Here is a 14,746-nt window from a genome sequence, read left to right on the forward strand (position 1 = left end):
GGAATCAGCCGAGATTCTTGATGAGTGCGGCCGTAACCGGATCGTCTGCAGCGGTGTCGCCGGACAGCGCGGGCTTCAGGCGGGTTGCCATCGTCTTGCCGCGTTCGACGCCCCATTGGTCGAACGGGTTCAGGCCCCAGAGCTTTCCTGCGAAATAGGTCCGGTGCTCATAGAGTGCGACCAGACTTCCGAACGCTTCTGGGCCAAATGATTTGTGATGCAGGAAGGAGGAGGCGCGACCGCCCGCGTGGACTTTCTGCTTGGCGACAGCGTCCGACAGGTCTGGCTCTTCTTCCCGGACTTCTTCGAGAGAACGGCCATTTGCGAGGACCTCCGCCTGGGCGAGGGCATGGGCGGTAAGGGCCGTCACACCTTCCGGATCGCGGTCGAAATCCGGTGCGAGGATGAACTCGCATGGCACATTGTGGGACCCCTGATGCAGCCATTGGTGATAGGAGTGCTGGCCGACAGAGCCTTCGCCGCCCCAGAGCGCGGGGGCCGTCGAATAAGGCGAGGGAACCCCGCCGGGGCCGACCGATTTGCCGTTCGACTCCATTTCCAGCTGCTGCAGGTACGTCGGCAGCATGCGCAGGCGGTGTGAATAGGCGAGCATGACCCGCATGTCGCGCGCCAGACAGGAGGCATTCCAGAAATCGAGCAGGGCGAGGCGCATGGGCAGGTTTTCAGCCAAGGGCGCTGTGCGCGTGTGTTCGTCCATCGCGGCAGCGCCCGCGAGGATTGCCTCGAACGTGCCGGCCTTCAGATAGATCATGCAAGCCAGCGAGGCTGCGGACCAGAGTGAGAAACGCCCGCCCACAGATAACGGCATGTCGAAGAGGTAGCCTTCACTTCCGCCAAACCAGGCCCTGGCGCGTTCCGGGTTGGCGGTAACGAGGGCGATCTGTCGGCTCGCTTCCGCGCCGAGTGAGGCTTCCATCCATTTGCGGGCCCGGCCAAGATTGTAGAGCGTCTCTTCGGTGCCGAAGGATTTGGAAACGCCGACAACCAGCGTGCTGGCAGGGTCGAGCCCGGAGATTGCGTGCTCGAGGTCCCACGGATCCACATTTGCGCAGAATCGGAGATCGATGCCGGGCGCGGCAAGATCTGCAAAGGCATCCGCAATCAGGCGAGGACCGAAATCCGATCCGCCGATGCCGATGTGCAGTACGGCCTTGTACGGTGCTCCTGCAATCGTTCGGATCTCGCCTTCCTGTATGCGCTGGGCGAATTCGAGGGCAGGCAAGACGCTTTGGCGCACAGTCTCAGCCTCTCCGGCAAGCGGGGCTTGTGCGCGCAATGCCCAGTGCAGTGCCGGGCGTTTCTCCGACGGATTGACGGTGTCGCCACTGAAGAGGCGTTCTGCGGCGGCTTCCAGTTCCATACTCGCGCCATGGGCGAGCAGGGCGACATCGGCGTCGGTATCCAGATAGTGGCGCGAGAGATCGGCCGTCCAGCCAGCAGCAGAGAGCACGACCCGTCCCGCTCGGGCCGTGGCAAGATCCTTTAGTGAGGCGGTCTTGAGGGATGCGGCGAGGGCACCTAGATCAGCGCTCATAAGGCGGGTCCTTTCCGTTGCTGGAAGTCACGGCTTACCCATGGTTCGGCACCGGGCGCAAGATGTGGCCGGTATAGGTGCAGACGAACGCAATTGTGCGCTTGAATCCCACGCCACACATGGGTATGAGGCCCGTTTAACAGGCCGTCGGCCTGATTTGGTATCCCGTCCGGCGGGCCGGACAGAACACGAATTCAAGGAGAGGCCCGATGGGCAAGGCAAAGTTTGAGCGTAACAAGCCGCACGTGAACATCGGCACGATTGGCCACGTTGACCACGGCAAGACGACGCTGACGGCAGCGATTTCGATGACGCTGGCTGCGGCATCCGGTGGTGAAGCGAAGTCCTATGCGGACATCGACTCTGCGCCGGAAGAGAAGGCACGCGGCATCACGATCAACACGGCGCACGTGGAATACGAGACGGAAAACCGTCACTACGCCCACGTCGACTGCCCCGGACACGCTGACTATGTGAAGAACATGATCACCGGTGCGGCCCAGATGGACGGCGCGATCCTGGTTGTGAACGCCGCTGACGGCCCGATGCCGCAGACCCGCGAGCACATCCTGCTTGCCCGCCAGGTTGGCGTGCCGGCGCTGGTCGTGTTCCTGAACAAGGTTGATCAGGTCGATGACGAAGAGCTGCTCGAGCTCGTCGAGATGGAAGTTCGCGAACTGCTGTCGTCCTACGAATTCCCGGGCGACGATATTCCGATCATCGCCGGTTCGGCTCTGGCCGCTGTGGAAGGCCGTGACGACAATATCGGCAAGGACAAGATCCTTGAACTGATGGCAGCCGTCGACGAGTACATCCCGACGCCGGAACGTCCGCTGGACAAGCCGTTCCTGATGCCGGTGGAAGACGTGTTCTCGATCTCCGGCCGCGGTACGGTTGTGACCGGCCGTGTGGAGCAGGGCATCATCAAGGTTGGCGAGGAAATCGAGATCGTCGGTATCCGCCCGACCGTGAAGACGACCTGTACGGGCGTTGAAATGTTCCGCAAGCTGCTCGACCAGGGCCAGGCTGGCGACAACATCGGCGCGCTGCTGCGCGGTGTGGACCGTGAAGGCGTTGAGCGCGGCCAGGTTCTGGCCAAGCCGGGCTCGATCAAGCCGCACGCCAAGTTCGAAGCCGAGGCCTACATCCTGACCAAGGAAGAAGGCGGCCGTCACACGCCGTTCTTCACGAACTACCGTCCGCAGTTCTACTTCCGTACGACGGACGTGACGGGCATCGTGACGCTTCCGGCTGACAAGGAAATGGTCCTGCCGGGCGACAACGTGAAGATGGACGTCGAGCTGATCACCCCGATCGCCATGGACCAGGGCCTGCGCTTCGCTATCCGCGAAGGTGGCCGCACCGTCGGCGCCGGCGTCGTCTCGGCAATTAAAGACTAAGTCTTTAAGGCATACGCCGAACAGAATAGAAAAGGCCGCCCAATCAGGGCGGCCTTTTTTGCATTTAGGTGGATGGTCACCAAAAACCGCTTCTCGCTGAGCCTTCCGGCTTGCGGTGGCGGGGAGTTTGGGGCAAACCCTCACCTCGCCTGAAGGGGTATAGCTCAGTTGGTAGAGCATCGGTCTCCAAAACCGAGGGTCGCGGGTTCGAGTCCTGCTGCCCCTGCCAGGCAAATTTCCTGAAATCCAACAGCTGGACGCCGCCACAATTGCGGCATCTGCGCAGCCGTGCACGCAATCCACAAAATAAAGTACCGGCGACCCTCAAGCGTAAACGAGGTGTGAACGATTTCAGGTGAATTGATCGGTTCCTGCGCCCTGTGGCGCACCCGTCAATTCCAGCCAGAAAGGCGATCCTTTCATGCCAGCAAAATCCCGCACCTCTGCCGCCCCGTCGATTGCGAATCTGATCGCGATGGAACTCGGCATAACCGAGCGCCAGGTTGAGACCGTGATCGAATTGCTCGCTGAAGGCGCGACGGTGCCGTTCATCGCCCGCTACAGGAAGGAACGTACGGGCGGACTGGACGATACGCAATTGCGAACCCTCGCAGAGCGGCTGGATTACCTGACGGAGCTGGCGAAGCGCCGCGACTCGATCCTTGAGGCCATCCGCCTGCAGGACAAGCTGACGCCGGATCTTGAGCGCGAGATCATGGCGGCCACTACAAAGGTGGCGCTTGAAGACCTCTACACTCCCTACAAGCAAAAACGGCGCACCAAGGCGACCATCGCAAAAGAAGCGGGCCTTGAGCCGCTCGCCGAGCGCATTCTCGCTAATCCGGCCGTGGCGCTGGAGGCGGAAGCTAAAAGCTTTGTATCGAAGAAGAAGGGCGTCGAGTCGCCGGATGCAGCGCTCGCCGGCGCGCGCGAGATTATCGTGGAGAAGATTGCGGAGACGCCGCGTCTCTCCCGCAAGATCCGCGAGACGGTCTGGAAGCAGGGCAAGCTTGGTTCTTCCCTGGTAAAGGGCAAGGAAGCCGAAGGCGCGAAGTTTTCTGACTATTTCGACTTCGATGAACCGTTCGAGAAAATGCCGTCGCACCGTGCGCTGGCTATGCTGCGCGGTCAGAAGGAAGGCATCCTGCGGATCAAGGTGGACGTGCCGCACACCGACACGCGCCATCACCCGGCGGTACGCGAAATCTGTTCCGAATTCGGCTTTGCGAAAAAGGGCCGCGCAGCCGATGAATGGTTGATGGAAACGGCGGAAGCCGCCTGGAAAAGCAAGCTTGAACCGTCCAGCTCTCGGGAATCCATCAACCGCCTGAAAGATTCGGCCGACAGCGAAGCCATCCGTGTCTTTTCCCGCAACATGAAGGATCTGCTGATGGCTGCCCCGGCCGGGCACAAGACCGTCATGGGAATCGATCCGGGTATCCGGACAGGTTGCAAGGTGGCGGTTGTGGATTCGACCGGCAAGCTGATCGATACGGCAACAATCTATCCGCATGAACCGAAGAAGGACTGGACGGGTGCCCTGACAACGCTCGCCAAGCTCTGCAAGAAGCACAAGGTGGAACTCGTCAGTGTCGGGAACGGTACGGCTGGCCGCGAAACAGACAAGCTGGTGGCCGACCTTTCCGACAAGATGCCGGATCTCGGTCTGACGCGCCTGATGGTGTCTGAGGCTGGGGCGTCGGTCTACTCCGCGTCAGAATTGGCCGCCAAGGAATTCCCGGATCTGGACGTGAGTATCCGCGGGGCGGTCTCCATTGCCCGGCGCCTGCAGGACCCTCTGGCGGAACTGGTGAAGATCGAACCGAAGGCCATCGGTGTTGGCCAGTATCAGCATGATGTCGATCAGGGCCAGCTTGCCAAGTCGCTGGATGGCGTGGTCGAGGACTGCGTGAATGCGGTGGGTGTGGACGTGAACACTGCGTCGGCGTCTTTGTTGTCGCGCGTCGCTGGCCTCAATGCGACCATCGCGGCAAACATTGTTGCCTATCGCGACCAGAACGGCCCCTTCAAATCGCGCAGTGAGCTGAAGAAAGTGCCGCGCCTCGGGGCAAAGGCCTTTGAGCAGGCGGCGGGCTTCCTGCGTATCATGGATGGGAAGAACCCGCTGGATGCCTCGGCGGTCCACCCGGAGGCCTATCCGGTGGTCGAACGCATCGCAAAGAAGACCGGCCGGAAAGTGGCGGCCCTGATCGGCGACAAGGCCTTCCTGTCGAAACTGAAAGCGGAGGACTTTGCTGACGACACGTTCGGCGTGCCGACAGTGAAGGACATTCTCAGCGAGTTGGAAAAGCCCGGCCGGGACCCGCGTCCGGAATTCAAGACGGCAACCTTCAGGGACGGCGTCGATTCGATGAGCGACCTGAAGCCCGGCATGCGGCTGGAAGGCGTGGTCACCAATGTTACGGCCTTTGGCGCGTTCGTGGATATCGGCGTGCATCAGGATGGCCTCGTTCATATTTCCGAACTGGCCGACACCTTCGTGAAGGACCCGCACGCCGTGGTGAAGACCGGGCAGGTCGTGAATGTCGTGGTTCTGGAAGTGGATGCGGCGCGAAAGCGGATCGGCCTCAGTATGAAGCGACAGGGTGGCAACATGCGTGCTGCGCCGACGCGGCAGGAAAAGGCCCCGGCCAATAAAACTGAACGCAAACCTTCGGACAGTCCGTTCAGCGTCCTGTCCCAGCTTCGCTGAGGCTGGACGACGCGCAGGCAATGTAGCCTAATGCGGCGATGAGCGACGCAGCGGACCTGGAAGGCGAGTACGACCACATCATTGTGGGCGCAGGCTCTGCCGGCTGTGTCGTGGCCAACCGTCTTTCCGAGTCCGGCAAGCGGCGCGTGCTGCTGCTGGAAGCGGGCGGCCGGGATAACTGGATATGGTTCCATATCCCGGTGGGCTACCTGTTTGCGATTGGCAACCCGCGATCGGACTGGATGTTCGAGACGGAGGCTGAGCCCGGCCTAAATGGCCGCAAGCTGAACTATCCGCGTGGCAAGGTGCTGGGCGGGTCGTCGGCGATCAACGCCATGATCTCCATGCGCGGGCAAGCCGCGGATTACGACCATTGGAAAAGCCTGGGGCTCTCGGGCTGGGGTTGGGACGATGTGCTGCCGGTCTTCCGCCGGATCGAGGATCACTTTTTGGGTGACAGCGACCTGCACGGTACAGGCGGCGAGTGGCGTGTCGAGGCCCCGCGTGTGCGCTGGGACGTGCTGGACGCCGTACGTGATGCCGCGCAAGAGATCGGTGTGGCGCCGGTCGGGGATTTCAATACCGGGGATAATGAAGGATCCTCCTACTTCCATGTGAACCAGAAGGGCGGTGTGCGCTGGTCGGCGGCGCGCGGATTTCTGAAGCCTGCCGTGATGCGGAATAATCTACGTATCGAGACTGGGTGCCTGACGGATAAACTGGTCCTGGAGAACGGCCGTGCAGTGGCTGTTGAGTTTCAACAGAACGGCGAGCGCAAGCGCGCAGGGTGCCGGGGCGAAATTGTTCTCTGCGCAGGCGCGATAGGATCGGTGCAGGTACTTCAACGATCCGGAGTCGGGCCCGGGGACGTGCTGCAGGCGGCGGGCGTTGCAGTGCAAGTGGAGCGGCAGGGTGTCGGACGAAACCTGCAGGACCATCTGCAACAACGAGCCATCTACAGGGTTACCGGCGCAAGGACGCTGAACGAGACCTATCACAATCTTTTCCGGCTCGGCCTGATGGGGCTCGACTATGCATTCCGGCGCCGTGGGCCGCTGACGATGGCCCCTTCGCAGTTGGGCATATTCACCCGGTCGGATGCGGAGCAGGACCGGGCAAACATCGAGTTTCATGTCCAGCCGCTGTCGCTCGACAAGTTCGGCGATCCGCTACACCGGTTCCCGGCCATCACGGTCAGCGCGTGCAATTTGCGCCCGACGTCTCGGGGAGAAATCCGAATTCCTTCGGCGAACCCTGCCGCAAAGCCCGTGATTGCACCAAACTATCTGTCAACGGAAGAAGACCGGCAGGTGGCAGCGGACGCCATCCGGGTGACGCGGCAGCTGATGCGCCAACCGGCGATGGCGCCGTACGCGCCGGAAGAGTTCCTGCCCGGGCCTTCCGTCGGTGATGACGATGTTGCGCTGGCCAAAGCGGCGGGAGACATCGGAACGACGATATTCCACCCGGTCGGAACGGCGAAGATGGGGCGGCTGGATGACCCAATGGCTGTTGTGGACCAGGATTTACGGGTCATCGGTGTCGAAGGGCTTCGCGTAATCGACGCATCCGTGATGCCGACGATCACTTCGGGCAATACAAATACGCCCACCATCATGATCGCAGACAAGGTTTCCCGGGAGATGACTGCATGAGCCAGTCGAAACAGCCATGGTGGCGCGGCGCAGTCCTGTACCAGGTCTATCCGCGGTCATATCTCGACACGAATGGGGATGGTGTCGGCGATCTGCAGGGAATTACGCAGAAGCTGGATTATATCGCCTCCCTCGGTGTGGACGGGATCTGGATTTCGCCGTTCTTCGCGTCGCCGATGAAGGATTTCGGCTACGATGTCTCTGACTATTGTGCGGTCGACCCGATCTTCGGAACGCTGGAAGACTTTGACCAGTTGCTGGACCGTGCTCATGGATATGGGCTGAAGGTTGTTATCGATCAGGTGTATGCCCACACGTCGGACGAACACGCCTGGTTCACAGAGTCTCGCCAGAGCCGGGATAATCCGAAAGCGGACTGGTATGTCTGGCAAGACCCGAATCCTGACGGGACGCCGCCCAACAACTGGCAGGCTGTCTTTGGTGGTGCCGCGTGGACCTGGGATGCACGTCGTCAACAATACTTCATGCACAACTTCCTGCCGGAACAGCCGCAACTGAATGTCCACAATCCAGAGGTTCAGGATGCTTTGCTGGCAACAGCGCGTTTCTGGCTGGATAGGGGCGTGGATGGCTTCCGGCTGGATGCGATCAACTTCGCCATGCATGATCGGAATTTCCGGGACAATCCACCTTGGGACCCGGCGGGACGTAAAATCACGCGGCCGTTCGACTTGCAACGGCGCCTCTACAACCAGTCCCAGCCGGAAGTACCTGAGTTCCTTGAGCGGGTCCGTAAGCTGATGGATGAGTATGGTGACCGGTATACCGTCGCAGAAGTGGCGAGTGACGACCCACTACCAGCTATGCGGGCCTATACGAGAGGTGATGATCGGCTGACGGCGGCGTACAGTTTTGATTTTCTTTATGCACAGACACTCACAGCGAACCGGGTTCGCCGATCGCAGGGCAATTGGTTAGGGTCAGCCGAAGAAGGCTGCCCGTCATGGGAATTTTCAAACCATGATGCGCCGCGCTGCGTCAGCCGCTGGTATGATGGGCCAGACCGCATCAGCTTTGCCAAGCTGACCAATGCGCTGCTCCTGTGCCTGAGAGGTAATCCGATCCTGTATCAGGGAGAGGAGCTTGGGCTCACGCAGGTGGAGGTGCCGTTCGAGGCGCTTCAGGATCCGGAAGCCATCGCAAACTGGCCGCGGACTTTGGGGCGCGACGGGGCACGAACTCCTATGCCTTGGGATAAGAATGCGCCGCACGCCGGATTTTCTCCGGTGAAGCCCTGGTTGCCGCTGGGACCGGACCATCCCGACTTGTCAGTTGGCGTGCAGGAGGAGGACCCGGATTCTGTCCTGAACTTCACTCGAAAATTCCTCGCAATTCGTAGAGCCAGCCCGGCGCTGCAATGCGGAGATCTGGAGTTTGTCGACGTCCCGGACGGCCTGCTCGTCATGGTTCGCACTTGCGAGGAGGAAATGTTGACGTGCCTCTTCAATCTCGGCGCAGAGCCCGCCCGGATACCGGAACACGTGAACCTGCGTGGCACGGTGATATCGCAATCCGCAAGACCGGCTGACATTGAGGGCAGGACCCTGCCGCCTTACACATTCGCGATTTTGAAACGCTGAGTGACCTATTGGTAGGAGATCGCGTGCAACCTATCTGAATTGTTGGGCGATTTAGGCGTGAAAAGAGATTACTTCTTCCCAACGTTTTCCAGCTGGTCCGGATTGATCTAACAAGAAAATCGGAATTCCGATTGCTAGCTGCATAAGAGGAGCTCGACATGGCCAAATTCATACCGGTCGACCCCTTCGATATCGTCATTTTCGGTGGAACAGGAGATCTGTCCCGCCGGAAGCTGTTGCCTGCGCTTTTTCATCGTTGGCTGGACGGCCAGATTCCCGAAAGCAGTGCCATCATCGGAACAGCGCGGTCAGACCTCGACGACAAAGCCTATCGAGCAATGGCGCGTGAGGCTTGCGAGAAAGCGACGGGCGAGAACTGGAACGACAAGGAATGGAAGAAGTTCGAGAAGCTGATCCATTACGTCTCCATCGATGCCACCAGCGAAAAGGCAGACTGGCCGCTCTTGAAATCCAAACTGACCATGGATGGCGAGCGGGCCTGCGTCTTTTACCTGGCGACCGCGCCCAGCCTGTATGTCGATATCTGCAACGCGCTCGGCCATGAGGACTTGGCAACGACCAATACGCGCGTCGTGTTGGAGAAGCCAATCGGGACGGACCTGAAATCCGCGCGGGCCATCAATGATGGCGTTGGTGCCGTTTTCTCGGAGCGCCAGGTGTTCCGTATCGATCACTATCTCGGCAAAGAGACGGTCCAGAACCTCATGGTCCTCCGGTTCGGGAACATCCTGTTCGAGCCGCTCTGGTCGCGGAACTATATCGACCACATCCAGATCACGGTTGCGGAGGATCTCGGCCTGGAGGGGCGTGCGGACTATTACGACCGCTCGGGCGCGCTGCGGGACATGGTACAGAACCATATGTTACAGCTCCTCTGTCTCACCGCTATGGAGCCGCCAAACCAGCTGGAAGACGATGACGTCCGTACAGAGAAGATCAAGGTTCTCAATGCGCTGATGCCGATTCACGGAGAGGCCGCTAAAAAGCAGACTGTGCGCGGCCAGTACAAGGCGGGCATGAAAGGCGCTGAAGTGGTCAAGGGGTACGCCGACGAGCTCTCCGGCGAAGGGGCCAGTGGCACCGAAACCTTTGTGGCAATCAAGGCCGGGATCGACAATTGGCGTTGGGCAGGCGTCCCGTTCTATCTGCGCACCGGCAAGCGCATGTCGCATCGCCACTCGGATATCGTGATCCAGTTCAAGAAGACGCCGCACTCCTTGTTCGGCGAAGGAAATGATATGGCCAACAGGCTGGTCATCCGCCTGCAACCCGATGAAGGGGTGCGCCTTTTCGTGCAGATAAAGGAACCGGGGCCGGGTGGCCTGCGTGTGAAGTCGATGCCGCTGAACTTGTCTTATGCGGAAAGTTTCATGGTTCGATATCCAGACGCCTATGAGCGGCTGCTGATGGATGTTGTGCGCGGGAACCTGTCTCTGTTCATGCGGAAGGAAGAAGTTGAAGCTGCCTGGGCGTGGGTCGACTCTCTGATCGAGGCCTGGGAACAGGCGGGAGATGCACCCGAGCCCTATCCAGCAGGAAGCGACGGCCCTCTCGCTTCAGCCATGCTTATGGACCGGGACGACCGTGCCTGGTGGGAGGGGCTCTGATCTCATGAAGCACGAACTCTCACGCTTCGATACGCGTGACGCGGCTCTGGATTTTTCTGCCAGGTTTGTGGCGGGCGGTCTGGAGAATGCGATTGCCGATCGCGGGCGGGCAGATTTCCTGACTTCTGGTGGTTCGACGCCCGGACCACTGTTCGATCGACTGTCCGGCCGGGATCTGCCTTGGGAGTGCGTCAGTGTCGGTCTCGTCGATGAGCGTTGGGTTCCGCCGGACAGTGAAGAAGCGAATGAGACACTCGTTCGGAGCCGTCTGCTGAAAGGAAAGGCAGGGGCTGCGGGCCTGATCCCGATGAAGACGGGTGCAATTGACCCGCGAGAGGCGGTTGCGGATCGCAACGCGGCCTACTCGCCGCATTGTTCCCCCATTGATGTCATACTTCTCGGCATGGGCAGTGACGGCCACACTGCGAGTTGGTTTCCCAGGTCCAAAGGGCTGAACGCGGCTCTGGTGCCCCCAAATGGTGAAGTGATTGCCGCGATTGACGCCACCGGTTGCCCGGGAGCGGGGGCCAATACACAACGCCTGACATTGACTGGCCCCGCGGTTACTTCCGCCCGCATGGCGTTGATGTTGTTGTTCGGTGATGAGAAGCTGGAGGTTCTGGAGCGCGCGCTCGCATCAGATCCGCAGGACATGCCGGTCCGCCATGCTGTCGACAAGCTTGGCCCGCGTCTCACAATCATATGGGCACCCTAGATGACCAGTCTGCACCCGAAGATCGCCGAAGTTACTGAACGTATCCGACAGAGATCGGCAGAGCCACGCGCAGCCTATCTGGAAATGATCCGCTCACGGCGTCCGAAAGGGTTCGCCCGGCAGCGTTTGACGGAAGGCAATCTGGCGCATGCGTCGGCTGGGTGCGCCGTGATCGAGAAAACACAATTGCTCGGCGCAGGCTGGCCGAACATCGGAATTATCACCGCGTACAATGACATGCTTTCGGCGCATGCACCGTTCGAGCATTATCCGGAGGTCATCCGGGAAGCGGCGCGGGAAGTGAATGCTGTGGCGCAAGTTGCGGGCGGCGTGCCGGCCATGTGTGATGGCGTTACGCAGGGCCAGCAAGGCATGGAGCTGTCGCTTTTCTCCCGCGATGTCATCGCCATGGCATCAGCGGTCGGGCTTAGCCATGATGTGTTCGATTCTGCGCTTCACCTTGGTGTTTGTGACAAGATCGTTCCCGGCCTGGTCATTGCGGCACTGCGCTTTGGCTGGATCCCGTCCATCTTCGTGCCGGCCGGGCCGATGCCCTCCGGCCTCCCGAATCCGGAAAAGGTCCGTATCCGGCAATTGTTCGCTGAAGGAAAAGTCGACCGCAGCGCGCTACTGAAGGCAGAAGCTGAAAGCTATCACACGCAGGGCACCTGTACATTCTATGGTACGGCGAATTCCAACCAGATGCTGATGGAGGTCATGGGCTTCCATCTGCCCGGCGCCGCTTTCACCAATCCGGGGACGCCGCTGCGCACTGCGCTGACAAAGGCAGCGGCGCATCGAGCAGCGGAGATAACCGCGCAGGGAGACAACTATCTGCCGGCAGGAGAAATCATCGATGAACGCTCCATCGTCAATGGCATCGTGGGCCTGATGGCGACCGGAGGATCCACCAATCATGCCCTGCACATCCCCGCCATGGCGGCTGCGGCGGGTCTCATCGTGACGCTGGAGGATTTCGCGGAGATCAGCCATGTCACACCTCTGCTAACCCGGATCTATCCAAACGGGCCTGCTGACGTGAACCATTTCCACGCAGCGGGCGGCATGGGCTTCGTCGTGCGGGAGCTGCTCGAGGCAGGCTTGCTGAATGGTGACGCGCAAGGTGTTGCCGGTTCGATCTCGGGATATTCCCATGAGCCGTTCCTGGATGGTGACAAGGTTTCCTGGCGACCGGCGCCGGAGGAGAGCGGAGATCTGGATATCATCCGGCCAGCGAGCGATCCATTTTCACCGGATGGAGGACTCCGGTTGATGGTCGGCCCACTCGGGCGCGGTGTCTCCAAGGTGTCTGCCGTCAAACCGGAGAAGCGGGTGCTCGAAGCGCCTGCTATCGTATTCGAATCTCAGGAAGCCCTGAAGGAAGCTTTCGAGGCGGGCCGGCTAGATCGGGACTTCGTTGCCGTGGTTCGTTTTCAGGGACCTGCGGCAAACGGCATGCCTGAACTGCATAGCCTGACCCCGCCGCTTGGTGTGTTGCAGGATCGGGGATTCAAGGTGGCTCTGGTAACTGACGGGCGCATGTCCGGGGCCAGCGGCAAGGTGCCGTCTGCGATCCATGTCAGCCCGGAAGCCGCACGCGGCGGCCCTCTGGCGCGCGTCCGTGATGGCGACGTCATCCTTTTCGACGCGGAAAAAGGCACGCTCGATATCAGGGTCGACCCGACTGAATTCGCAGCAAGGGAGCCGGCAGAGTTTCGGCCGAACGCATCGTCGGTCGGGCTGGGCCGCGAAATGTTTTCTTACTTCCGCCAGATGAGCGGAACCGCGGACACCGGCGCAAGCCAGTTCGCCTTTGTGACAGAGGGGGACTGATCCTTGAATGAGGGCATTCTGGTGGGGGATGTCGGCGGGACGAACGTTCGTTTCGCGATTGCCCACCGGCAGGGCGGCAGAATTGTTGCCAGCTATTTCGAGAAATTCGCAGGCGATGATTTCGGTGCGTTCGCTGAAGTCCTGGGCGCCTATCTTGACCGGACCAGGGCGCGCGTAACCCAGGCGTGCTTTGCCCTGGCTGGACCCGTGCAACATGGGGAGGTCACGCTCACCAATCGCGGCTGGCATGTATCCGAGCAACAATTGCAACAGCAGTTCGGGTTTGATGATGTTCGCCTGATCAATGATTTCACCGCTATGGCGCGCGCCGTACCGGAATTCGAGCGAACCAGCTTCGAATCGATCCTCACAGGTACGGCAGAGCCAGGAGCCCCAGTCATCGTGGCTGGAGCGGGCACCGGGTTCGGTGTCGCCACGCTTATTCCGGAAGCGGGTAACTGGCATGTGTTGGCCGGTGAGGGCGGGCACATGGCTTTCGCCCCTCGTACCAAAATTGAATTCCAGCTTGCCGAAATCCTGCTTCAGAAATTCGGTTATGTTTCGAATGAACTTGTTTCGTCGGGCACCGGCTTGGCACCCGTGCACGAGGCGTTCTGTGAGATCTTTGATCGTCCCGTTGAAGACCTGTCGCCCGCCGAAATGCGCGCGCGCGCCGATGCGGGTGACGAGATGTACTACCAGCTTATCCTCGTGCGCGCCTGCACGGTCATGGGCGCTGCCGGAGACCTGGCGCTTGCGAATGGGGCCGCAGGCGGCGTGGTACTTGCGGGAGGCGTTACGGAGCGGATCGTTGATTTTCTTCGTACACCGGAGGCGATGGAACGGTTCCGCGAACGCGGTCCGATGAGCGCCTATCTTGAGAACTGTCCCGTCGTGCTGATGCAGGACCCGCAAGCGCCGCTGATTGGCGCCGCAGCCTATTATGAGCAGGAGCTACGCAAATGACGTCGTCCCTTACAGATCTTAAGCTCGCAGCGGCCAAGGCGCCCGTGGTGCCGGTGCTGGTCGTCAGCTCGGTCGAGCAGGCCGCGCCGCTGGCGAAGGCATTGCTGGATGGTGGTTTAACTATTGCAGAAGTCACGCTTCGGACGCCGGCGGGGATTGGGGCGATTGCGGCGATGAAGGCGGCGGTACCGGAGCTGATCGTGGGGGCCGGGACGGTGCTGAATGGCGATGATATTCGCAATTCGGTGGAGGCGGGCGCGGATTTCCTCGTCTCGCCGGGGATGAGCCATGGGCTGCTGGCAGCGCTCGGCAAGCACAAGCCGCTGATGATCCCGGGCGTGGCCACGGCCAGCGAAGCGATGAGCCGGCATGAGGAAGGCTTTGAATTACTGAAGCTTTTTCCGGCCAACATCGCCGGCGGCGTTCCTGCCCTGAAGGCGCTGGCCGGGCCTTTGCCGCATCTTCAGTTCATGCCGACGGGCGGCGTCAGCGCCGACAATGCGGGCGAATACCTTTCCTTGCCGAACGTTGTGGCCGTCGGCGGTTCGTGGATCGCCACCAGGGCCGACGTCGAATCCGGCGACTGGGCAGGCATCTCGCGCAAGGCCAGAGAGGCACTAAGCGCGATCAACCCATGATCAGGCCATGATCATACCGGACTAGGCCGGACCAGTCCGAAC

The 14,746-nt window shown here is 60.7% G+C and carries 10 protein-coding genes and 1 tRNA gene; 10 read left to right on the forward strand and 1 reads right to left on the reverse strand.

Annotated elements, in window-relative coordinates:
- Positions 1–4: 4 nt before the first annotated feature.
- Entirely contained in the window at positions 5–1,555 is a 1,551-nt protein-coding gene (locus tag R3C98_RS06940) for a glucose-6-phosphate isomerase (protein WP_371313394.1), read from the reverse strand.
- Between the two features lie 209 nt (positions 1,556–1,764).
- Between R3C98_RS06940 and tuf the strand changes: the two genes are divergently transcribed.
- From tuf to eda, 10 genes are all read left to right on the forward strand, one after another.
- Positions 1,765–2,955 (forward strand): elongation factor Tu, encoded by a 1,191-nt coding sequence (tuf, locus tag R3C98_RS06945; protein WP_371313395.1) that lies wholly within the window; start codon positions 1,765–1,767, stop codon positions 2,953–2,955.
- Between the two features lie 153 nt (positions 2,956–3,108).
- Positions 3,109–3,184, forward strand: a tRNA-Trp gene (locus tag R3C98_RS06950).
- A gap of 192 nt (positions 3,185–3,376) precedes the next feature.
- Entirely contained in the window at positions 3,377–5,668 is a 2,292-nt protein-coding gene (locus R3C98_RS06955; protein ID WP_371313396.1) for a Tex family protein, read from the forward strand.
- A 38-nt stretch (positions 5,669–5,706) separates the two neighbouring features.
- Positions 5,707–7,323, forward strand: a complete 1,617-nt coding sequence (locus R3C98_RS06960; protein ID WP_371313397.1) for a GMC family oxidoreductase — start codon at positions 5,707–5,709, stop codon at positions 7,321–7,323.
- Complete coding sequence (locus R3C98_RS06965) at positions 7,320–8,924, forward strand: alpha-amylase family glycosyl hydrolase (protein WP_371313398.1); 1,605 nt, start codon at positions 7,320–7,322, stop codon at positions 8,922–8,924. The genes R3C98_RS06960 and R3C98_RS06965 overlap by 4 nt, the downstream gene beginning before the upstream one ends.
- A gap of 158 nt (positions 8,925–9,082) precedes the next feature.
- The gene (zwf, locus tag R3C98_RS06970) at positions 9,083–10,552 is read left to right on the forward strand and encodes a glucose-6-phosphate dehydrogenase (protein WP_371313399.1); all 1,470 of its coding nucleotides are present in this window, start codon (positions 9,083–9,085) and stop codon (positions 10,550–10,552) included.
- A 4-nt stretch (positions 10,553–10,556) separates the two neighbouring features.
- A complete protein-coding gene (pgl, locus tag R3C98_RS06975; RefSeq protein ID WP_371313400.1) occupies positions 10,557–11,267 on the forward strand; it encodes a 6-phosphogluconolactonase in 711 nt (236 codons plus the stop codon).
- Entirely contained in the window at positions 11,268–13,100 is a 1,833-nt protein-coding gene (gene edd / locus R3C98_RS06980; RefSeq protein ID WP_371313401.1) for a phosphogluconate dehydratase, read from the forward strand.
- Between the two features lie 3 nt (positions 13,101–13,103).
- Positions 13,104–14,066 (forward strand): glucokinase, encoded by a 963-nt coding sequence (glk, locus tag R3C98_RS06985; RefSeq protein ID WP_371313402.1) that lies wholly within the window; start codon positions 13,104–13,106, stop codon positions 14,064–14,066.
- Positions 14,063–14,704 (forward strand): bifunctional 4-hydroxy-2-oxoglutarate aldolase/2-dehydro-3-deoxy-phosphogluconate aldolase, encoded by a 642-nt coding sequence (gene eda / locus R3C98_RS06990; RefSeq protein ID WP_371313403.1) that lies wholly within the window; start codon positions 14,063–14,065, stop codon positions 14,702–14,704. Before glk ends, eda begins: the two co-directional genes overlap by 4 nt.
- Positions 14,705–14,746: the final 42 nt, after the last annotated feature.

It is taken from the genome of Hyphomonas sp., assembly GCF_041398465.1.
GTDB lineage: Bacteria > Pseudomonadota > Alphaproteobacteria > Caulobacterales > Hyphomonadaceae > Hyphomonas.

What these genes read in the sequence shown, in the direction of transcription:
- R3C98_RS06940 (WP_371313394.1), bottom strand. Translation starts at nt 1,555, where the DNA reads ATGAGCGCTGATCTAGGTGCCCTCGCCGCATCCCTCAAGACCGCCTCA.
- tuf (WP_371313395.1), top strand. Translation starts at nt 1,765, where the DNA reads ATGGGCAAGGCAAAGTTTGAGCGTAACAAGCCGCACGTGAACATCGGC.
- R3C98_RS06955 (WP_371313396.1), top strand. Translation starts at nt 3,377, where the DNA reads ATGCCAGCAAAATCCCGCACCTCTGCCGCCCCGTCGATTGCGAATCTG.
- R3C98_RS06960 (WP_371313397.1), top strand. Translation starts at nt 5,707, where the DNA reads ATGAGCGACGCAGCGGACCTGGAAGGCGAGTACGACCACATCATTGTG.
- R3C98_RS06965 (WP_371313398.1), top strand. Translation starts at nt 7,320, where the DNA reads ATGAGCCAGTCGAAACAGCCATGGTGGCGCGGCGCAGTCCTGTACCAG.
- zwf (WP_371313399.1), top strand. Translation starts at nt 9,083, where the DNA reads ATGGCCAAATTCATACCGGTCGACCCCTTCGATATCGTCATTTTCGGT.
- pgl (WP_371313400.1), top strand. Translation starts at nt 10,557, where the DNA reads ATGAAGCACGAACTCTCACGCTTCGATACGCGTGACGCGGCTCTGGAT.
- edd (WP_371313401.1), top strand. Translation starts at nt 11,268, where the DNA reads ATGACCAGTCTGCACCCGAAGATCGCCGAAGTTACTGAACGTATCCGA.
- eda (WP_371313403.1), top strand. Translation starts at nt 14,063, where the DNA reads ATGACGTCGTCCCTTACAGATCTTAAGCTCGCAGCGGCCAAGGCGCCC.